13 protein-coding genes, 1 rRNA gene and 1 pseudogene are annotated in these 20,215 nt (G+C 69.5%); 7 read left to right on the forward strand and 8 right to left on the reverse strand.

The window, feature by feature from the left end; genetic code table 11:
- The first annotated feature begins 8 nt into the window (after nucleotides 1-8).
- The 3 genes and pseudogenes from G6048_RS22600 (at nucleotide 9) to G6048_RS22610 (ending at nucleotide 4,642) form a co-directional block, all read left to right on the forward strand.
- The gene (locus G6048_RS22600; RefSeq protein ID WP_165341413.1) at nucleotides 9-404 is read left to right on the forward strand and encodes a DUF742 domain-containing protein; all 396 of its coding nucleotides are present in this window, start codon (nucleotides 9-11) and stop codon (nucleotides 402-404) included.
- 24 nt (nucleotides 405-428) lie between these two features.
- Nucleotides 429-4,056 (forward strand): annotated as a pseudogene (locus G6048_RS22605) (hydantoinase B/oxoprolinase family protein).
- On the forward strand, nucleotides 4,037-4,642 hold the full coding sequence (locus tag G6048_RS22610; protein ID WP_165341414.1) for a GTP-binding protein: 606 nt from the start codon (nucleotides 4,037-4,039) through the stop codon (nucleotides 4,640-4,642). Before G6048_RS22605 ends, G6048_RS22610 begins: the two are co-directional and overlap by 20 nt.
- 149 nt (nucleotides 4,643-4,791) lie before the next feature.
- Here G6048_RS22610 and glpK read toward each other — a convergent pair whose 3' ends face one another.
- From glpK to G6048_RS22635, 5 genes are all read right to left on the reverse strand, one after another.
- Nucleotides 4,792-6,303, reverse strand: a complete 1,512-nt coding sequence (gene glpK, locus G6048_RS22615; RefSeq protein ID WP_165341415.1) for a glycerol kinase GlpK — start codon at nucleotides 6,301-6,303, stop codon at nucleotides 4,792-4,794.
- Between the two features lie 22 nt (nucleotides 6,304-6,325).
- Nucleotides 6,326-7,051, reverse strand: a complete 726-nt coding sequence (locus G6048_RS22620) for an MIP/aquaporin family protein (RefSeq protein WP_165341416.1) — start codon at nucleotides 7,049-7,051, stop codon at nucleotides 6,326-6,328.
- A gap of 390 nt (nucleotides 7,052-7,441) precedes the next feature.
- The gene (locus G6048_RS22625; RefSeq protein WP_165341417.1) at nucleotides 7,442-9,094 is read right to left on the reverse strand and encodes an EAL domain-containing protein; all 1,653 of its coding nucleotides are present in this window, start codon (nucleotides 9,092-9,094) and stop codon (nucleotides 7,442-7,444) included.
- 125 nt (nucleotides 9,095-9,219) lie between these two features.
- Nucleotides 9,220-10,410: a lipid-transfer protein gene (locus G6048_RS22630; RefSeq protein ID WP_165341418.1), complete on the reverse strand. Its 1,191-nt coding sequence runs from the start codon at nucleotides 10,408-10,410 to the stop codon at nucleotides 9,220-9,222.
- Complete coding sequence (locus G6048_RS22635; protein WP_165341426.1) at nucleotides 10,407-10,832, reverse strand: Zn-ribbon domain-containing OB-fold protein; 426 nt, start codon at nucleotides 10,830-10,832, stop codon at nucleotides 10,407-10,409. Before G6048_RS22635 ends, G6048_RS22630 begins: the two co-directional genes overlap by 4 nt.
- A gap of 259 nt (nucleotides 10,833-11,091) precedes the next feature.
- Between G6048_RS22635 and G6048_RS22640 the strand changes: the two genes are divergently transcribed.
- Nucleotides 11,092-11,628, forward strand: coding sequence for an NUDIX domain-containing protein (locus tag G6048_RS22640; RefSeq protein ID WP_165341419.1), 537 nt, complete (start codon nucleotides 11,092-11,094; stop codon nucleotides 11,626-11,628).
- 58 nt (nucleotides 11,629-11,686) lie between these two features.
- Here the strand turns inward: G6048_RS22640 and G6048_RS22645 are convergent, their stop codons facing one another.
- Nucleotides 11,687-14,053, reverse strand: coding sequence for a glycoside hydrolase family 31 protein (locus tag G6048_RS22645; RefSeq protein WP_165341420.1), 2,367 nt, complete (start codon nucleotides 14,051-14,053; stop codon nucleotides 11,687-11,689).
- A 213-nt stretch (nucleotides 14,054-14,266) separates the two neighbouring features.
- Here G6048_RS22645 and G6048_RS22650 point away from each other — a divergent pair, with 213 nt between their 5' ends.
- Together G6048_RS22650 and G6048_RS22655 are read left to right on the forward strand one after the other, a co-directional pair.
- Nucleotides 14,267-16,243, forward strand: coding sequence for an acetoacetate--CoA ligase (locus G6048_RS22650; protein WP_165341421.1), 1,977 nt, complete (start codon nucleotides 14,267-14,269; stop codon nucleotides 16,241-16,243).
- Nucleotides 16,244-16,364: 121 nt separating this feature from the next.
- Nucleotides 16,365-17,258, forward strand: coding sequence for a hypothetical protein (locus G6048_RS22655; RefSeq protein WP_165341422.1), 894 nt, complete (start codon nucleotides 16,365-16,367; stop codon nucleotides 17,256-17,258).
- A 72-nt stretch (nucleotides 17,259-17,330) separates the two neighbouring features.
- Here the strand turns inward: G6048_RS22655 and ptsP are convergent, their stop codons facing one another.
- Complete coding sequence (gene ptsP / locus G6048_RS22660) at nucleotides 17,331-19,001, reverse strand: phosphoenolpyruvate--protein phosphotransferase (RefSeq protein ID WP_165341423.1); 1,671 nt, start codon at nucleotides 18,999-19,001, stop codon at nucleotides 17,331-17,333.
- A gap of 77 nt (nucleotides 19,002-19,078) precedes the next feature.
- Complete coding sequence (locus G6048_RS22665; RefSeq protein WP_165341424.1) at nucleotides 19,079-19,528, reverse strand: PTS sugar transporter subunit IIA; 450 nt, start codon at nucleotides 19,526-19,528, stop codon at nucleotides 19,079-19,081.
- 570 nt (nucleotides 19,529-20,098) lie between these two features.
- Here G6048_RS22665 and G6048_RS22670 point away from each other — a divergent pair.
- Nucleotides 20,099-20,215: ribosomal RNA gene (locus G6048_RS22670) — 16S ribosomal RNA — on the forward strand; the annotation flags it as partial.

Genomic DNA, 20,215 nt, shown 5'->3' on the forward strand with positions numbered 1-20,215 from the left:
GGGATGGCATGAGCGGAGACGGGCAGGGGATGTCCCACTGGTTCGACGACGAGGCCGGGCCGGTGGTCCGTCCGTATGCCATGACACGCGGCCGCACCACCAGCGCGGCCCAGCACCGCCTCGACCTGATCGCGGTCGTCGTGACGGAACCGCATGCCGACGACGCGGGGGCCGCCCAGACGCTGTCCCCGGAGCACGAGGACATCGTCGGACTCTGTCGCGACGCCCCGCAGTCGGTCGCCGAACTCGCCGCCGAACTTGACCTCCCCATCGGAGTGGTGCGTGTCCTCATAGGAGATCTCGTGGCTGACGAAATGGTCCATGTGACTCGTCCGGTACCCCCCGCCGAGCTGCCGGACGAGAGTATTCTGCGCGACGTGATCAGCGGGCTCCGGGCGCTCTGAGCAGCGCGGAAGCGGGAAACAGACGTGACAGGCTGGCAGTTCTGGGTCGACCGAGGTGGCACGTTCACCGACATCGTCGCGCGTCGCCCCGACGGCCGCCTGCTCACCCACAAGCTCCTCTCCGACAACCCGGCGCGGTACGCCGACGCCGCCGTCGCGGGCGTACGGGAACTCCTCCGCGACGACGGCCCCATCGACGCCGTCCGCATGGGCACCACCGTCGCCACGAACGCCCTTCTGGAGCGCAAGGGCGAGCGCACCCTCCTCGTCGTCACACGCGGCTTCAGGGACGCGCTGCGCATCGCCTACCAGAACCGTCCGCGGATCTTCGCCCGCGCGATCGAGCTGCCCGAGCTGCTCTACGAGCGGGTCGTCGAGGTCGACGAGCGCATCGCCGCCGACGGAACCGTCCTGCATGCCCCCGATCTGGACGCCCTTGCCGGGCCGCTCCAGGAGGCGTACGACGACGGAATCCATGCCCTGGCCGTCGTCTGCATGCACAGCCACCTCCATCCCGCCCATGAGCAGGCCATCGGCGGGCTGGCCGCACGCATCGGCTTCCCGCAGATCTCGCTGTCCAGCGAGGTCAGCCCGCTGATGAAGCTCGTCCCGCGCGGCGACACGGCCGTCGTCGACGCCTACCTCTCGCCCGTGCTGCGCCGCTACGTCCAGCACGTCGCCGATGAGCTGCACGGGGTGCGGCTGATGTTCATGCAGTCCAACGGAGGGCTCGCCGAGGCCGGACAGTTCCGCGGCAAGGACGCCATCCTCTCCGGGCCCGCAGGCGGCATCGTCGGCATGGCACGGATGTCGCAGCTCGCCGGCTTCGACCGGGTCATCGGCTTCGACATGGGTGGCACCTCCACGGACGTCTCGCACTTCGCCGGCGAGTACGAACGCGTCTTCACCACCCAGATCGCCGGCGTACGGCTGCGCGCGCCCATGCTCGACATTCACACCGTCGCGGCAGGCGGCGGTTCCGTGCTCCACTTCGACGGCTCCCGCTACCGCGTAGGGCCGGACTCGGCGGGCGCGGACCCGGGGCCCGCCTGTTACCGGAACGGCGGCCCACTCACCGTCACCGACGCCAATGTGGCTCTCGGCCGCATCCAACCCGCCCACTTCCCAAGGGTCTTCGGCCCGGACGGCGACCAGCCGCTCGACGACGCCCTGGTCCGCGACCGGTTCGTCGTCCTCGCACACGAGATCCGGGAAACGACCGGCGACGACCGCACTCCCGAGCAGGTCGCCGAGGGGTACCTGCAGATCGCGGTCGCCAATATCGCCAACGCCGTCAAGCGGATCTCGGTGCAGAAGGGCCACGACGTCACCCGGTACGCCCTCACCACCTTCGGTGGCGCGGGAGGGCAGCACGCATGCATGGTCGCCGACTCGCTCGGGATCCGCACCGTCCTCGTGCCCCCCATGGCCGGCGTGCTCTCCGCCCTCGGCATCGGGCTCGCCGACACGACAGCCATGCGCGAACAGTCCGTCGAGGCGCCCCTGGAGGCGTCCTCGATGCCCGGTGTCCAGAAGACCGCGGACGACCTGGAGGGAGCTGCCCGCGCCGAGCTCCTCGCCGAGGACGTGCCCGAGGACCGCATCCGGGTCACCCGCCGGGCCCAGCTGCGCTATGACGGCACGGACACGGCACTCGTCGTCGAGCTGACCGAGCCCGACACCATGATCCGCACCTTCGAAGACCGCCATCGCGCCACCTACTCCTTCACCCTCGACCGTCCGGTCGTGGTCGAAGCCCTCTCCGTGGAAGCCACCGGTCTCACCGAGCCCCCCGATCTCTCCGCCCTCGCCGCCCCTTACTCGGCCCCCGGCACCCCGGAGACCGTCAGCCTCCACACGGGCGGCGCCTGGCGCGACGTACCCCTGCACCGTCGCGAGGAACTGCCCCCCGGCGAAACCGTCACCGGTCCCGCGATCATCACCGAGGCCAGCGCGACGACCGTCGTCGACGACGGCTGGCAGGCGGCCATGACCGACGACGGGCATCTGATCATGGAACGCGCGGCGGTCACAGAGAGTTCCGATCTCGGCACGGAAGCGGACCCTGTTCTCCTCGAGGTCTTCAACAACCTCTTCATGTCGATCGCCGAGCAGATGGGCGCCCGCCTGGAGTCGACCGCCCAGTCGGTCAACATCAAGGAGCGCCTCGACTTCTCCTGCGCGCTCTTCGACCCCGAAGGCAACCTGGTCGCCAACGCCCCTCACATCCCTGTGCACTTGGGATCGATGGGTACCAGCGTCAAGGAGGTCATCCGCCGCCGGGGCTCAGGGATGCGCCCCGGGGACGCGTACGCCGTCAACGATCCGTACCACGGCGGTACCCACCTCCCCGACGTCACGGTGGTCACTCCGGTCTTCGACACGGACGGTGACCAGATTCTCTTCTATGTCGCTTCCCGCGGCCATCACGCCGAGATCGGCGGTATCGCCCCCGGCTCGATGCCCGCGAACAGCCGCGCCATCGAGGAGGAGGGCGTCCTCTTCAACAACTGGCTGCTCGTGGAAGGCGGCCGTCTCCGGGAGGCGGAGACACTTCGGCTGCTCACCGAGGCGCCCTACCCCTCGCGCAACCCGAAGACCAACCTCGCCGACCTGCGCGCCCAGATCGCCGCCAACCAGAAGGGCGTCGACGAAGTCGCCCGCATGATCGAGAACTTCGGCCTCGACGTCGTCCAGGCGTACATGAAGCACGTCCAGGACAACGCCGAGGAATCCGTACGCCGCGTCATCGACGCCCTGGAAGACGGTGAGTTCACCTACGAGACCGACTCCGGCGCCGTCATCCGGGTGCGCATCTCCGTAGACCGCGAAAAACGCTCCGCCACCGTCGACTTCACCGGTACGTCGCCGCAGCTCGGCACCAACTTCAACGCACCCTTCTCGGTGGTCAACGCCGCCGTCCTTTACGTCTTCCGCACCCTGGTCGCCGACGACATCCCGCTCAACGACGGCTGTCTGCGCCCCCTGGACATCATCGTGCCACCCGGCTCGATGCTCGCCCCCGAACCCCCTGCCGCCGTGGTCGCCGGCAACGTCGAGACCTCGCAGGCCGTCACGGGTGCCCTCTACGGAGCTCTCGGAATGCAGGCGGAGGGCTCCGGCACCATGAACAACGTCACCTTCGGCAACGAACGCCACCAGTACTACGAGACCGTGGCTTCCGGCTCCGGCGCCGGTGACGGCTTCGCCGGCGCATCCGTCGTCCAGACCCACATGACCAACTCGCGGCTCACGGACCCCGAGGTGCTCGAGTGGCGACTGCCCGTCCAGCTCGACGAGTTCGCCGTACGACGCGGCAGCGGTGGGGCCGGACGGTGGCGTGGTGGAGACGGCGCCGTACGCCGCATCCGGTTCCACGAGCCCATGACCGTCTCCACGCTTTCCCAGCACCGCAGGGTCCCGCCCTACGGCATGGCGGGCGGCGAGCCCGGAGCACTGGGCGCCAACCGCGTGGAACGCGCGGACGGTACGGTCACCGAACTCGGCGGAAGCGACGCGGCGGACGTCGGCCCCGGCGACGTACTGGTCATCGAAACACCCGGAGGCGGCGGATACGGTCCACTCCCCGCCCCATCCCCGTACGACACCACTGAAGCAGAAGGAAGAGATCGATGATCTTCGGGCGCTCTGAGCGCGGCAAGGCCCCCGTCGAGCCCGTCACGCTCAAGATCCTCGTGGCGGGCGGCTTCGGCGTGGGCAAAACGACGATGGTCGGCGCGGTCAGCGAGATCAAGCCGTTGCGGACCGAGGAAGTGCTCACCGAGGCCGGCCGCCCCGTCGACGACACCAGCGGTGTGGAGGGCAAGCACACCACCACGGTTGCCATGGACTTCGGCCGCATCACCCTCCGCGAGGATCTGGTCCTGTACCTCTTCGGGACGCCCGGACAGGACCGCTTCTGGTTCCTGTGGGACGAACTCTCCACCGGCGCCCTGGGGGCCGTCGTACTCGCCGACACCCGCCGCCTGGAGGACTGCTTCGCCGCGGTCGACTACTTCGAGCGGCGCTCCATTCCCTTCGTGGTGGGCGTCAACTGCTTCGAGGGCGCCGCCCGCTATCCCACAGAAGATGTCCGCCAGGCCCTCGACCTCGACCCCGAGGTGCCCGTCGTGCTGTGCGACGCGCGCGACCGGGAGTCGGTCAAAGAGGTCCTCATCGGCGTCGTCCAGCACGCGATGGCGTACGCGGCCGAGCGCCGCCAGACCGTCACCACCTGAAGCGCTCGCCCTCAACCCGGCCTGCCACGTGTACGGCCCGTACCCCCGCCGACTGGGGTACGGGCCGTAGTCCTTGGGCGCGACACGCGCGACGCACGCGCGTGCACCCCAAAAACGCCGCACGCGCGCGTGCACCGCGAAAACGATCCTTAGCTCGGACCGTCCTCGTGCCAGCCGAAGCTCTTCTCCACCGCCTTGCGCCAGTTGTGGTACTCGCGGTCGCGCACCGCGTCCTCCATCGACGGGGTCCACTCGACGTCCTTCGCCCAGTGCGACTTCAGCTCGTCGAGGTCGTTCCAGACACCGGTCGCGAGGCCCGCCGCGTAAGCGGCGCCCAGGCAGGTCGTCTCGGACACCTTCGGACGGATCACCGGTACCCCGAGCACATCCGCCTGGTGCTGCATCAAAAGGTTGTTCTTGGTCATGCCGCCGTCCACCTTCAGGGTCGTGATGTGCACCCCGGAGTCCTGGAACATGGCGTCGACGACCTCCCGGGTCTGCCAGCTCGTCGCTTCGAGCACCGCGCGCGCGAGGTGCCCCTTCGTGACGTACCGCGTGAGACCGGTGACGACTCCGCGCGCGTCGGAGCGCCAGTAGGGCGCGAACAGGCCGGAGAAAGCGGGCACGATGTACGCCCCGCCGTTGTCGTCGACGCTCGCCGCCAGCGTCTCGATCTCGTCCGCCGTACGGATGATGCCGAGCTGGTCGCGGAACCACTGCACCAGGGCGCCGGTGATCGCGATCGACCCCTCCAGGCAGTACACGGGCGCCTCGGAGCCGATTTTGTAGCCCATGGTGGTGAGCAGCCCGCTCTTCGAAGGAACCGGCCGGTTCCCGGTGTTGAGCAGCAGGAAGCTGCCGGTGCCGTAGGTGTTCTTGGCCGTGCCCACGTCGTAGCAGGCCTGCCCGAAGACCGCCGCCTGCTGGTCGCCGAGCGCCGAGGCGACCGGCACCCCGCCGAGTTGGCCCACGGCAGTCCCGTACACCTCGGAGGAGGACTTGATCTCCGGGAGCATCGCTTCCGGGACGTTCATCGCGGAGAGGATCGAGGCGTCCCACTGGAGGGTCTCGAGGTTCATCAGCATGGTGCGCCCGGCGTTGGTCACGTCGGTGACGTGACGGCCGCCGTCCGTGCCGCCGGTGAGGTTCCAGATCAGCCAGGAGTCGATCGTGCCGAAGGCGATCTCGCCCCGCTCGGCGCGAGCCCGCAGCCCCGGCACGTTGTCCAGCAGCCAGGCCGCCTTCGGCCCGGAGAAGTAGCTGGCCAGCGGCAGGCCGGTCTGCTCGCGGAAACGGTCCTGCCCGTCCGAGCCGCCCAGCTCGTTGCAGAGCGCCGAGGTACGGGTGTCCTGCCAGACGATCGCGTTGTGCACGGGCTTGCCCGTGGCCCGGTCCCAAAGGACCGTCGTCTCCCGCTGGTTGGTGATCCCCAGCGCGCTGAGCTGGTCGGCGCGGAGCCCGGCCTTCGCGATGGCCCCGGCCACGACGGCCTGCACCTTCGACCAGATCTCGGTGGCGTCGTGCTCCACCCAGCCCGGCTTCGGGAAGATCTGACGGTGCTCGCGCTGGTCGACGGCGACGATCGCGCCGTCCTGGTTGAAGATGATGCAGCGGCTGGAAGTGGTGCCCTGGTCGATTGCGGCGACGAACTTGTCTGTCATGACGTCCCCTTCGTCGGATTCTTCAGAAGGCCACGTTGAAAATGAGCCCCGAAAGTGCCCCGCCGATCAGCGGCCCCACCACCGGGATCCACGCGTAACCCCAGTCCGAGGTGCCCTTGTTGGGTATCGGGAGCAGGGCGTGGGTGATGCGCGGCCCCAGGTCACGGGCCGGATTGATGGCGTATCCGGTGGGACCGCCGAGCGACAGGCCGATGCCGACCACCAGGAAGGAGACGATCAGAATCGCGGTGCCGGACTCGCCGAGACCCTTGGTCAGGCCGAAGGCCAGGATCGGCAGAACCAGAGCGATGGTGGCGATGATCTCCGTGATGAGGTTCGCCACGGGATTGCGGATCGCGGGTGCCGTGGAGAAGATCCCCAGCGTCGGTTGCGCCTTCTTCTCCTCGGCGTTGGCCTGGAACTGCGCGAGGTAGACCAGCCAGCACAGGACCGCGCCGAGCATCGCGCCGATCATCTGCCCGGCGACGTAGAGGTGGACCTTGTCCCAGTTCCCGGTGTCGATCGCGATGCCGAGTGTCACCGCCGGGTTGAGGTGCCCGCCGGACAGCGGTGCCGCGGTGTACGCCCCGGCCATCACACCGAAGCCCCAGCCGAACGCGATGACGACCCAGCCCGCGTCCTTCGCTTTGGAGTCGTTCAGTACCACCGCGGCGACGACTCCGGCGCCGAACAGAATCAGGATCGCTGTGCCGATGATCTCACCGACGAAGATGTCTCCATTGCTCATGGCGGCTCCTAGGCCCTCGCCCGGGGCGATCGGCCCCGGTCCACCGTGCAGGGTGCGTTTCCCATGGCTACTTCAGCCGAAGGCAGGGAGGGTCCCGCGCCCCGCCCGGCGTCCGTGACGAGCGTGCCGTCGCAGCCGAATCGCCCATGGGGGATGACCCGTTGGCGCAGGCGAGGGCCCGCGCAGCGCAGTGCGTGATACGCCGGGAATGCGGCGACGCCGACTGACATCCGGAAGTGTTCACCGGAGGTCAACGACCGTCAAGGTCGCGGACGGCAATGGTTCTTGCCCGCAAAACTGCCTGAACCGGGACGGCCGGGTTCCGCAACCGCTGTACGGCGGTGCCGCACACGTCACTGCCGGGCCGCGGGCATGGTGCCGCAAAGCCGCTCAGCCCAGGCTCGGCCCGCCCGCCCCGCATCCCGCCTGCGCGGGCGCCGCTCCCGAGCCGCGGCGGATCTCGTGGCCAGGCAGGCCCGCATGGCCCAGCACCCAGCTCGCGCCCCGCAGCGACTTCGCGGCCTGTTTGAGCGGCGCCAGACACGCGGCCGCCTGGCGGTGGTCGGTCAAGCTTCCCGGGGCACACAGCACTGTGGCCAGGGACAGCGTGACGGCGAGGCCACCGGCCGACCACGGCGTGTCGAGCACCGACATGGCCAGCGGATCGAGCCCCTCCGGATCTGTCAGTACGAGAAAGTCGTCGCCGCCGATGTGCCCCACGCGCGTGGCTTCGGACGCCGTCGCCTGCAGCGCACGCCCCACTCCGCGGATCAGCTCGTCGCCCGCCGCGAACCCCGCACCGTCATTGACCTGCTTGAAGCCGTCGACATCCAGCCAGCTCAGCGCGAAGATCCGCCCGTGCGCGATCCGCCGGTCCACCTCTGCGGTGATCGCGTCGGAACCCGGCAGCCGCGTCAGCGGGTTCAGCCCGGCCGCCTCCTCGACGCGGCTCTCGGCCAGCGCCCGTACCAGATCGGCCAGTCGTACGACTCCCACGCACCGCCCGAGCCGGTCGACGACCGCGACGTCGTCGGACGTACGGTCACGGTCCCCGTCCGCCACCACGTCGAGGACCTCCCACGCGGTGGCGTCCACGCCGACCGTACGCGGCGGATCGCCGAGCTTGGCGGCCGGCCGGTCGGCATATAGCGCATGCCCGTAGGGGCCCGACAGCGAGAGCAGGAACCGGGAACGGTGCACCGACCGCACCGGGACCCCGGCCGCGTCCACGAGCAGCACCCCGGACACCTCCGGCGACCCGGTCAGCAGCGCCCGCACCTGCCCCGCGGACGCGCCTGCGGGCAACAGCGCCGCAGGGCGTACGAACTGCCGCACCGACGGCCCGTACGAGGGTGTCGCCGCGGTGGCCTGGGAGAGCGCCGGAACGTATACGTCCGCTGCCGGACGGCGTGCCGGGGGACCGAACAGCTCGCCCTGAGCGAGTTGCGCGCCCGCGGACAGTGCCGCCGAACACTGCAGTTCCGTCTCGACTCCCTCGACGGAAAGCAGCGCGCCGAGCTGCTCGCACAGGGTCCGCATCGCCCGCACGACCGCGGGACGCGTCAGCAGGGAAGCATCGAGCTTGACCAGGTCGGGCACGAGATCCGCGAGCACCCGAAGAGGTACGTCGCCGTCGCCGATGCCGTCCGCGCAGATCCGGAAGCCCTCGCCGCGCAGCGCCGAAACCGCCTCGATGAGCGCCCGGTGCGGCACATGCGTGAAGGGCGGTCCGACATCGACCGTCACCTCCCACGGCATGCGCCCCGCCTCGCGCACGGCCTCCCGCAGCGCGGCGAGCCCTCCCAGGTCGGCGAGGGTGCCCGCGAACACGTTGACGTGGAGCGGGAGCAACGTCTCCTGACGGGCCGCCGCCCGGATCGCCAACGCGGCCAGCCGACCGTCGAGTTCGGGGTCGCGGCGGGCCTGTGCGAGGACGTCACCGGCCTCCGGGCGGGCGAGTATCTCCAGTGCTGCCACCCCTCCGGTCGTCAGGTTGACGATCGGCTGGAAGGCGAAGCGGAGAGTATCCGTCCAGGAGCGCACGGAAGCATAATGACGCTTCCGGGGTGCGCCCAATCCCAGTTCACGAGCTGTTCACGCAGGATTCCGGTCTGATCACTCAGCGTACGGAAGGCCACTTCAGCTCCGGCCGTACGGGCACCCTGTCCTCACCGGACGGCTATCACGGACGACCCGTGCCCGAACAGCCCCTGGTTCGCGGTGATCCCCACCCGCGCGCCGGTGACCTGCCGTTCGCCCGCCGTACCGCGCAACTGCCAGGTGAGCTCACAGACTTGGGCGATGGCCTGGGCCGGAACGGCCTCTCCGAAGGAGGCGAGTCCGCCGCTGACGTTCACGGGTATGCGCCCGCCAAGGGCCGTCGCGCCCTCTCTGAGCAGTTTGGCGGCCTCACCCTCCCCGCACAGCCCCAGGTCCTCGTACCACTGCAACTCCAGGGCCGTGGACAGGTCGTAGACCTCGGCGATCGAGAGGTCCTCCGGGCCGATGCCCGCCTCCTCGTACGCCGCTCGCGCGATCGACGTGCGGAACGTCTCGGGCGCCGGCTCCACCGCGACCGCCGAGTCCGTCGCGATGTCCGGCAGATCGAGCACCGTGTTCGGGAAGCGCGGTGTCACCGTGGACACCGCACGGATTCGCACCGGATCCACGGCACCATGACGCCGCGCGAACTCCATGCTGGACAGCACGAGTGCCGCGGCCCCGTCCGAGGTCGCGCAGATGTCGAGCAGCCGCAGTGGATCGGCGACGACCGCCGAGGCGGCGACCTCCTCGGCGGTGACCCGCTTGCGGTACCGCGCGTTCGGATTCATCGCCCCTAGGGCGGCGTTCTTCACCTTGACCTGCGCGAAGTCCTCCAGAGTGTCCCCGTGCACGGCCATCCGCCGCCGCGCGTACAGCCCGAAGTACGTCGGATTCGTCGCCCCCAGGACACGGAACCGCAGCCAGTCCGGATCGTCGGGCCGATTCCCGCCCGCGGGCCGGAAGAACCCCTTCGGAGCCGCGTCCGCACCCACCACCAGGACCACGTCAGCGAGACCCGAAAGGATCTGCGCCCGCGCCGTGTTGACGGCCTGCGCACCCGACGCGCACGCCGCGTACACACTCGCCACCCGGGCGCCCTGCCAGCCCAGCGCCTTCGCGAACGTCGCCCCCACCACGTATCCCGGATAGCCGCCACGGACCGTGTCCGCGCCGACGATCGAGCCGACGTCCCGCCAGTCGACCCCCGCATCGGCCAGTGCCGCGCGCGCCGCCGCCACCCCGTACTCGACGAAGCCGCGTCCCCACTTGCCCCAGGGATGCATGCCCGCGCCGAGCACCGCCACCTCACCCGTCATGCCCCCACCCCCGTCGGCTGCCAGTGCCAGGTCGTCCAGGTCGTCTCCGCGTCCTCGTTCAGCACGCCCGGGACGACCTCCACCTCCATGCCCACCGTCAGATCGGCGACGGTGACCCCCGGAACCGTCTGTCCGAGCACCACGATCCGCTCGGATTCCAGCTCCACAGCGATCAACGCGTACGGCTGCCATTCGAGTTCCGGGTCGGACACATACGGTGACGGTGGCCGGTACCGGCTGTCGGTGTACGACCAGATGCGACCCCTCCGGGACAGCGGGATCTCGGCCAGCTCGCCGCCCGGGCAACCCGGGTTGCGGCAGAAGGCGTCCTCACGGGGGAAGAACACCGATGCGCAGGCGGAACAGCGCGTGCCCAGAAGCCGGAAGTCGTCTCCCTCGCCGGCGAACCAGCCCGGGACCACGGGTGTGCGGGTGCGGGACAAGATCCCTCCAGTGCTGCTTATCTGACGGCTCGTCAGAAGTGTGGCACGGGGCGCGTCGATTGGGCAGGGCGTCGGCGGACAGGCCTGTGCGTCGGGAGAACCGCTCGGCCCTCCTGGGCGTCGGTGTATCGGTGGGGGCGGCCGGGGCCTACGGGGGTGGTTCCGGCCGTCTCTCGTCTCACCGCACCGAGACGCCCCTCCGGAGTCGCCCATGTGGTGATCGGCTACAGTCCGCGGCGTGTCCCCGACCCAGAACCCGCCCGCCGACTCCGCGCCGGACTCCCACTGTTCGAGCTGCGGAGCGCCCTACGGAGAGGGCGTCTCCGGCTGGCCCCGCACCTGCGCCTCCTGTGGCGCCGCGGCCTACCGCAATCCGCTGCCCGTCGCGGTGGCCCTTCAGCCCGTGTACGACGTCAGGGGTACCGCCCTGGTCGTCATCACCCGAGCCATCGCCCCCGCGCGCGGGGGCATCGCCCTGCCTGGAGGGTTCATCGACCACCGGGAAGACTGGCGGCACGCCGTCGTCCGCGAACTCAAGGAGGAGACGGGCATCGACGCGGCGGCCCACGACGTACGGCTCGCCGACGCGATGAGCTCTCCCGACGGCCACCTCCTCCTCTTCGGCCTGCTTCCGGAGCGCCCGGCCGCCACACTGCCGCCGCCCTCCGCGACGGACGAGACCGAGGGCCGGCACTTGATCCGCACGGCGACCGAACTCGCCTTCCCTCTGCACACCTTGGCGGCTCGGGCGTTCTTCGAAGGTCGGTACGTCTGACGCGTCGTCCAGGCGGATGCGTTGTCCACGGAGCCTGAAGGCCACTCAGGAGCCTGCGTCACAGGACACCCAGCCCGCGAACCCGTACGGGGTACGACAGCGCGCTCGCGCCGTCCTCCCCGTCCCGCTCGACGATCACCCGCTTGCCTTCCCAGCGCGTCACATACCGCTCGATCTCCGGCTCGTCCCAGCCATCGCCCGCGTCTGGAACCACGAGCCCGCCCCCGGTACCCCCAGGGGCGGGCGCCCACACCTCCAGCTGCAGGCCGCCGTCGGCGCCACGTACGGGAATCACCGCACCCGCGCGCGCGAGGACCGGAATGCGTGACAAGGGGGCATCGAGCAGCACCTGAGCGGGCCCTTCGTAGCACTCCTCGGTCACCGTGTCGTACCAGTGCCCCCGCGGCAACTGCACCGCGCGCCGGTCCGTGCCCGGATCCAGCACCGGCGCCACCAGGAGGCAGTCGCCCAGCAGGAAGGCGTCGTCGCAGTCGCGCAGCGCCCTGTCCTCGGGCGCGCCCCACCAGACCGGCCGCACATACGGCGCCCCTGTACGGTGCGCCAGATGCGCCAGCGTCACGAAGTACGGCAGCAGCCGCTGCCGCTCGACGAGCGCCACGCGCGCGTGCTCCAGGATCTGGTCGCCGAACTCCCAGGGCTCCCGGCGCCCGGCCCGCAGACTCGCGTGAGTACGGAACAGCGGCAGATACGCACCCAGTTGGAACCAGCGCAGATACAGCTCGGGCGACGGACTCCCCTCGAACCCGCCCACATCGGGGCCCGAATACGGCACCCCGCACAGCCCGAGCCCCACCACCAGCGACAACGACGCCCGTAGCCCCGGCCAGCCGGTGGCCACGTCCCCGGACCAGGTCCCTCCATAACGCTGCATTCCGGCCCACCCGGAGCGCGAGAACGTGAACGGCCGCTCTTCGGGCGTCAGTTCACGCAGCCCTTCGTAGCCGGCCTGCGCCATGCAGAGCGCGTACACGTTGTGCGCCTCGCGATGGTCGCCGCCGCGTCCCTCCAGGTCGTGCCGTGCCGAACGAGGCAGGGTGTTCTCCCCGAAGGCCGCGAACGACACCGGCTCGTTCATGTCATGCCAGAAGCCCGCGAAGCCCTGCGCCAGCCGCTCCTCGTAGAGCTCGCCCCACCACCGGCGCACCCGCGCGCGCGTGAAGTCCGGATACACCGACTCGCCGGGCCAGACGACACCGTGCACCGGCCGCCTCGCGGAGTCCCGCACGAAGGCGTCCACCGCGGACCCGCTGTCGTACACCGCGTTGCCCCGTTCGGCCTTGACCGCCGGATCCACGATCGACACCAGCCGGATCCCGTCCCGGCGCAGCTCCTTGGCGAGCATCGGCAGCTTGGGGAAGCGCTCCCGGTCGACCGTGAACACCTGGTGCGCGTCGAAGTGGTCGATGTCCAGGTGGACCGCGTCCAGCGGCAGCCCGCGCTCCTGATATCCGGCGACGATCCGCCGCACCTCCTGCTCGCTGCCGAAGCCCCACCGCGCGTGATGGTGCCCCAGCGCCCACGTGGGCGGCAGCGCGGCGGCCCCGGTGAGCGACGCCCAGGTACGCAGCACGCGCGCGGGCGTGCCCACCATCACCCAGCAGCGCAGCGGCCCGCCGTCCATCCGCAGCTCGCTCGTCCCGGCCCGGTCGTGCCCGGATCCCGCGCCCTCCTCACCTTCGCGCAAGGTCACGGTGCCGTCCCACGTGCTGTCGTGGAACACGAGATGTGTGGCGGCATCGGCCACCACCATCTGCACCGGCATGGTGATGTACAGCGGATCGTCGCCCGGACCGAAGGAGAGGCCGGGGTCGGTGTTCCACAGCCGGTACGTGCCGTCCCGCAGCCGCGGTCCCGACGCGCGCCCGCCCAGTCCGAAGAACCGCGCGTCCGCGGCCACTTCGGACCGCTGCATCCACCGCGCAGCGCCCCCGCCGACCGGCTCCCACCACCGGGGCGGCAGATCGCGCCGCAGGGTCACCCCGCCCGGCGTACGCACCTCCACGGCGCCGTTCCGCGAGACGACGACTGTCACGCGCTCGGCCACCACCCGCCAGCCGCCGTCCTTGTCCGGCTCCAGAACGGCCCTCGGGTCCGGCTTGGGGGAGCGGCCCGCGAGCGCGTACGAGGGCTCGGGAGCGGCCCCGTCCCAGCCCCAGAAGACAGCGCCGTTCACGGCGACGGTGATGCGCAGCTCCGAGCGGGTGAACCGGACCAGTCCGCCGCCGGGCCCCGGCTCCACGTCGAGCACCGGCCCGGGCACTCGCGCGCGCTCGGCACCACGGGGCACAAGCCCGGAGGCGTCGGCGCGCCTTCTGCGCCACGCGGCCCGCACGGTACGCCACCCCTGGGCCGCCCCGTTGGAACCGACCGCCTTCACCGAGCGCACCAGGTCACGACCGTCCATGCTGATCAGCCTGCCATTGACCTGTCCACATGTGTGAGTCGTTCAACTGCCGTTCACCCACGACGGGACCACATCTTCACGACCCGGATCATGTGTGGCGCGCCCTGGTGCAGAAGTCGATCACATGGCATCGTCCGTGTCAGCCGCGTGACGCGCACACCCCAGCCCGTGCGTGATACACGTATACGACGCGCACAGTCCGGGAGCCGCCCTATGTCCTCCGCGAACCCCTCACCGCTCTGGCAACCCGACCCAGAACGCATCGCCCGGGCACAGATCACCAAGTTCCAGGCCTGGGCGGCCGAGTATCACGGAGCCCCGGCCGAAGGCGGCTACGCGGCCCTGCACCGCTGGTCCGTGGACGAACTGGACACCTTCTGGAAAGCCGTCACCGACTGGTTCGACGTACGGTTTTCGACCCCCTACGCGCGCGTGCTCGGCGACCGCTCGATGCCGGGTGCGCAGTGGTACCCCGGTGCCACGCTCAACTACGCCGAGCACGCCCTGCGCGCGGCCGAGGCCCGCGCCGACGCCCCGGCCCTGCTCCACGTCGACGAAACCCACGAACCGCGCCCCGTCAGCTGGTCCGAACTGCGCCGCCAAGTCGGCTCCCTGGCCGCCGAGCTGCGCACCCTCGGCGTACGCCCCGGAGACCGCGTCAGCGGCTACCTCCCGAACATTCCGCAGGCCGTCGTCGCCCTCCTCGCCACAGCCGCCGTGGGCGGCGTCTGGACGTCCTGCGCGCCCGACTTCGGCGCCCGCAGCGTGCTCGACCGCTTCCAACAGGTCGAGCCGGTCGTCCTGTTCACCGTCGACGGCTACCGCTATGGCGGCAAGGAACACGACCGCCGCGACACCGTCGCCGAGTTGCGCCGCGAACTGCCCACGCTGCGCGCAGTGATCCATGTCCCGCTACTCGGCACTGAGGCTCCCGAAGGCGCACTGGAGTGGTCCGCGCTCACCTCCGCGGACGTGGAACCCGTCTTCGAAGCGGTCCCCTTCGACCATCCCCTGTGGGTGCTCTACTCCTCCGGCACGACCGGCCTCCCGAAGGCCATCGTCCAGTCCCAGGGCGGCATCCTCGTCGAGCACCTCAAACAGCTCGGCCTGCACTGCGACTTGGGCCCGGAGGACCGCTTCTTCTGGTACACGTCCACCGGCTGGATGATGTGGAATTTCCTCGTCTCGGGCCTCCTGACGGGCACCACGATCGTTCTGTACGACGGCAGCCCCGGCTACCCGGGCACGGCCGCCCAGTGGCGCATCGCCGAACTCACGGGAACCACGCTCTTCGGCACCTCGGCCGCGTACGTCATGGCCTGCAACAAGGCGGGTGTGCACCCCGCCCGCGACTTCGACCTCTCCCGTGTGCAGTGCGTCGCAACCACCGGCTCGCCCCTCCCGCCCGACGGATTCCGCTGGCTGCACGACGAGTTCGCGGAGAGCGGGGCCGACCTGTGGGTCGCCTCCGTCAGCGGCGGCACCGACGTCTGCTCCTGCTTTGCAGGCTGCGTACCCACGCTCCCCGTGTACATCGGCGAACTCCAGGCACCGTGCCTCGGCACCGACCTCAAGTCCTGGGACCCCAGCGGCAAACCCCTGACCGACGAAGTCGGCGAGCTGGTCGTCAGCAACCCGATGCCGTCCATGCCCATCCACTTCTGGAACGACCCCGACGGCAGCCGCTACCACGACAGTTACTTCGACGTGTACCCCGGAGCCTGGCGCCACGGAGACTGGATCACCGTCACCTCACATGGCTCGGTGATCATCCACGGACGCTCCGACTCCACGCTCAACCGCCAGGGCGTGCGCATGGGTTCGGCCGACATCTACGAAGCCGTCGAGCGCCTCCCCGAGATCCGCGAATCCCTGGTCATCGGCGTCGAACAGCCCGACGGCGGTTACTGGATGCCGCTGTTCGTCCACCTCGCGCCGGGCGCCGTACTCGACCAAGCCCTCCTCGGACGTATCAAGCAGACCATCCGCGAACAGCTCTCGCCCCGCCACGTCCCCGACGAGGTCATCGAGGTGCCCGGCATTCCGCACACCCTCACCGGCAAGCGCATCGAGGTTCCGGTCAAGCGCCTGCTCCAAGGCGCTCCGCTCGAAAAGGCCGTCAACGTGGGCTCGGTGGACAGTGTGGAGCTGCTGCGCTTCTATCAGGACTTGGCCCGCAAACGCGCCTGATCAAGGCACTGACCAGCGCATTTATCCCACAACCCGGTGCGTGAACCCCTCGCCCGACGGCCGTTGTCAGTGCCGCCGGTTACGGTGAGTGAGCATTGATCGACTCACTCAGGGGGAAAGAATGGCGCACATCCAGCACCACAGCATGCGACGCGTACTGCGTCGCGAAATCTCCGGCACCATGGGCCTGCTGACGGACGAACAGGACTTCACGGCGATGCGGCGCTATCGCACGTTCACCTTCGCCGACCACGCGAGCTACCTCCAGCAGGTGGAAGCCCTGCTCAGGACACTGGCCTCCCAAGGCGGCCACACCACAGTGGCACTCTTCGACCCCGAGGAGTATGCCGAGTTCTGCGCCGAGCACGGCCTGGAACCCGACGCCCCGACGAGCCGCACCCGCTTCACAGCAGAGCTCGCCTCGACAGGCGCCACCCTCCCGTACGAGGGACAGCACCTCGCCGAGCTCGTCCCGGACCTCGTCGACGAGGCCGTCCGACAAGCCACTTGGGAGTACGCGACCACGCTCCTGTCCCGCATCGGGAACTGCGCGTCCTGCGGCGAGGACATCGGCCGTGCGGCCTTCATCCGAGCCTCTGACCTGCTCGTGCGCATCCTCGAAAGCACGGGCCCCGGCGAGCGCCACCTCGTGTGCAGCGTCTCGACCGCGCCGGAAACACTCATCGCCGTCCTCCATGCCGACGACGACGATAAGGGCACACCCCAGCTCGACGAGGCCGAGGCCCTCGAATTCACCACCGTCCTGGCCGTCGGCATCGCCACCCAGAGCGCCGGCGGCCTCGTCATGCGCACCAGCGCCCCCGACACCACCGACCGCGTCTTCGGCTGGCGCCTGCGCGGCGAAGGCCTGGAACCGCTGACCGCCGGAGAGGTCTTCGACGCCTACTGCACCGACATCGAATCCGGCGACCTCGTCTCCCCGGAGTCGGGCGTCGACTACTGCGTGCCACCGGACCTGAGGGACGACGGCCCCACGACGGCGCACACGCACTGAACGCGGCGAGGGGCGCCCCACCGCAGGCGGGGCACCCCTCGATCACCGTTCTGCTCAACGGCGCGGTCCGACCTACTCGCCGGACAGCACCGCCTGAGCTGCCTTGCGCGCCTCTTCGGCAGTGTCCGAGGCGCGCGCCGCCGCCGCGGCACGCTCGCACTGCGCCAGCGTGTACTTGGCCAGCGTCGCCCGGACGTACGGAATCGACGCCGCACCCATGGAAAGGGAGGTGACCCCCAAACCGGTCAGCACACACGCGAGCAGCGGGTCCGACGCGGCCTCGCCACAGACACCACAGCTCTTGCCCTCGGCCTTCGCCGCCTCGGCGGACAGCGCGACCAGGTCGAGCAGCGCGGGCTGCCACGGGTCCTGAAGACGGGACACCGCGCCCACCTGACGGTCGGCGGCGAAGGTGTACTGAGCGAGATCGTTGGTCCCCAACGACAGGAACTCGACCTCCTGCAGGATCGACCGCGCCCGCAGAGCGGCTGACGGAATCTCGACCATGGCACCGAACTTCGCCTGCAGCCCGGCCTCACGGCACGCATCCGCGAACGCCTTCGCATCGATACGGTCCGCGACCATCGGCGCCATTACCTCGAGATAGACCGGCAGGCCCTCGGAGGCCTTCGCAAGCGCCGTCAGCTGCGTCCGCAGCACCTCCGGGTGATCGAGCAGCGTCCGCAGACCACGCACGCCCAGCGCCGGGTTCGGCTCGTCGGCCGGCGTCAGGAAGTCGAGCGGTTTGTCAGCACCCGCGTCGAGCACACGCACCACGACACGACCCTCAGGAAAGGCCTCAAGGACCTTGCGATACGCCTCTACCTGCTTGCTCTCAGACGGCGCATTCTTGCTGTCGTCAAGGAAGAGGAACTCGGTACGGAACAGACCGACACCCTCCGCACCGGCCGCGACCGCCGCCGGCACATCCGCAGGACCACCGACATTGGCCAGCAGCGGCACCTTATGCCCGTCCGAGGTGGCCCCAGGTCCAGTCGACGCAGCAAGCGCCGCCTTGCGCCCGGCGGCCGCCGCCTCCATGGCGGCCTTCTTCTCGGCACTCGGGTTCACGAAGATCTCACCGGTGCTGCCGTCCACCGCGATCATCGTTCCCTCGGCGAGCTCACCCGCTCCCGGCAACGCGACCACGGCGGGCACGCCGAGCGCGCGGGCAAGAATCGCGCTGTGGCTGGTCGGCCCGCCCTCCTCGGTGACGAAGCCGAGGACCAGGGCCGGATCCAGCAGGGCGGTGTCAGCAGGCGCAAGGTCACGCGCAATAAGGACGTACGGCTCGTCACTGTCCGGGACACCCGGCATCGGAACACCGAGCAGACGGGCGACGATACGGTTCCGCACATCGTCGAGGTCCGCCACACGACCGGCGAGGTACTCACCAGCACCCGCAAGCAGAGCGCGATACGCGGCGAAGGCGTCGTACACCGCGCGTTCCGCCGTGCTCCCGACAGCGATACGCCGCTCGACATCGGCCATGAGCTCCGGGTCCTGAGCCATCATGGCCTGGGCCTCGAGCACCGCCTGGGCTTCGCCGCCCGCGAGATTGCCGCGCGCCATCAGATCGGCCGCCACGGCCTCCACGGCTTTACGAGCGCGCCCCTGTTCGCGCTCCGCGTCCTCCGCCGGAATCTGCCTGGCAGGCGGCTCGAGAACCGCCGTCCCCATGTGCCGAACCTCGCCGATCGCCACACCGTGGCTCACGCCGACCCCTCGCAGCGTTGTCTCCATGTCACCTGTCTCCGATAGAGCGGCGGGTCCCGCCACCGCGGTGGTCGTCCTGCCTGTCGTTCATGAGAGCACTGAAGTCAGTGCCAGCTGAAGAGAGCGTCGCCAGCCTTCACGTCGCCGTCAACGTTGAGGTCGGAGAGGGACTCGGCCGCAGCTTCGAGCGCCACGATGGGGCAGACCGGGGACTTGCCGGCCGCTTCGACGGCAGCCGGGTTCCAGCGGACCATGGCCTGACCGCGCTGCACCGTGTCGCCCTTGCTGATCAACAGCTCGAAGCCCTCGCCATTCAGCTGGACGGTGTCGATACCAAGGTGCGTGAGTACGCCGTGGCCCTGCTCGTCGAGCACGACGAAGGCGTGCGGATGAAGCGAGACAACAACGCCGTCGATGGGGGCGACGGCCTCGGAGGGCTCACGTACGGGATCGATCGCAGTGCCGGGCCCAACCATCGCTCCCGAGAAGACGGGATCAGGCACGGCTGCGAGCCCGATGGCACGTCCTGCAAGCGGGGACGTCACGGTGGTCATGGGGAGGCCTCCCAGGGGTGGAGATTCGTATGGGTCTTCACTGCTTGTACAGGCCGACGCACTGTTCAGCAGCCTAAGTCATGAGAAGTCCCGGTCCGCCGGAGCGGTCCCGGTTGGCGACCGTAGGACACCGCGCAAACGATTTGCGCACGCTCCTGAGCCCGCTGTAGAGTCGTACACCTGCTTGAGGCGGGCGACGCGGCCAAGCGTCCTTGCCCGGCAGCACCCAACTTGTCAGATCCTATCTCGGGGTTTGGTTCTGCATGCCCGCAGTACCATGGTCAGTGAGACGGTAAAACCCTGATAGAGTTTGGAAACACCGAAGGGAAGCCCGGAGGAAAGCCTGCGAGGGTGAGTACAAAGGAAGCGTCCGTTCCTTGAGAACTCAACAGCGTGCCAAAAATCAACGCCAGATATGTTGATACCCCGTCCATCACGCAATGTGGTGGGTGGAGGTTCCTTTGAAGAAAACACAGCGAGGACGCTGTGAACCCTTCCGTTCATTCCGCGGGGGGTTCCGCTCTCGTGGTGTCATCCCGCAGTCTTTAATTAGGCGCAGTCGGGAATACATTCACGGAGAGTTTGATCCTGGCTCAGGACGAACGCTGGCGGCGTGCTTAACACATGCAAGTCGAACGATGAACCACTTCGGTGGGGATTAGTGGCGAACGGGTGAGTAACACGTGG

It is taken from the genome of Streptomyces ureilyticus, assembly GCF_011045025.1.
GTDB lineage: Bacteria > Actinomycetota > Actinomycetes > Streptomycetales > Streptomycetaceae > Streptomyces > Streptomyces ureilyticus.

Coding starts and splice junctions, on each gene's coding strand:
- G6048_RS22655 (WP_165341422.1), top strand. CDS start 16,365: ATGGCGCACATCCAGCACCACAGCATGCGACGCGTACTGCGTCGCGAA.
- G6048_RS22645 (WP_165341420.1), bottom strand. CDS start 14,053: ATGGACGGTCGTGACCTGGTGCGCTCGGTGAAGGCGGTCGGTTCCAAC.
- G6048_RS22630 (WP_165341418.1), bottom strand. CDS start 10,410: ATGACGGGTGAGGTGGCGGTGCTCGGCGCGGGCATGCATCCCTGGGGC.
- ptsP (WP_165341423.1), bottom strand. CDS start 19,001: ATGGAGACAACGCTGCGAGGGGTCGGCGTGAGCCACGGTGTGGCGATC.
- G6048_RS22665 (WP_165341424.1), bottom strand. CDS start 19,528: ATGACCACCGTGACGTCCCCGCTTGCAGGACGTGCCATCGGGCTCGCA.
- glpK (WP_165341415.1), bottom strand. CDS start 6,303: ATGACAGACAAGTTCGTCGCCGCAATCGACCAGGGCACCACTTCCAGC.
- G6048_RS22620 (WP_165341416.1), bottom strand. CDS start 7,051: ATGAGCAATGGAGACATCTTCGTCGGTGAGATCATCGGCACAGCGATC.
- G6048_RS22610 (WP_165341414.1), top strand. CDS start 4,037: ATGATCTTCGGGCGCTCTGAGCGCGGCAAGGCCCCCGTCGAGCCCGTC.
- G6048_RS22600 (WP_165341413.1), top strand. CDS start 9: ATGAGCGGAGACGGGCAGGGGATGTCCCACTGGTTCGACGACGAGGCC.
- G6048_RS22650 (WP_165341421.1), top strand. CDS start 14,267: ATGTCCTCCGCGAACCCCTCACCGCTCTGGCAACCCGACCCAGAACGC.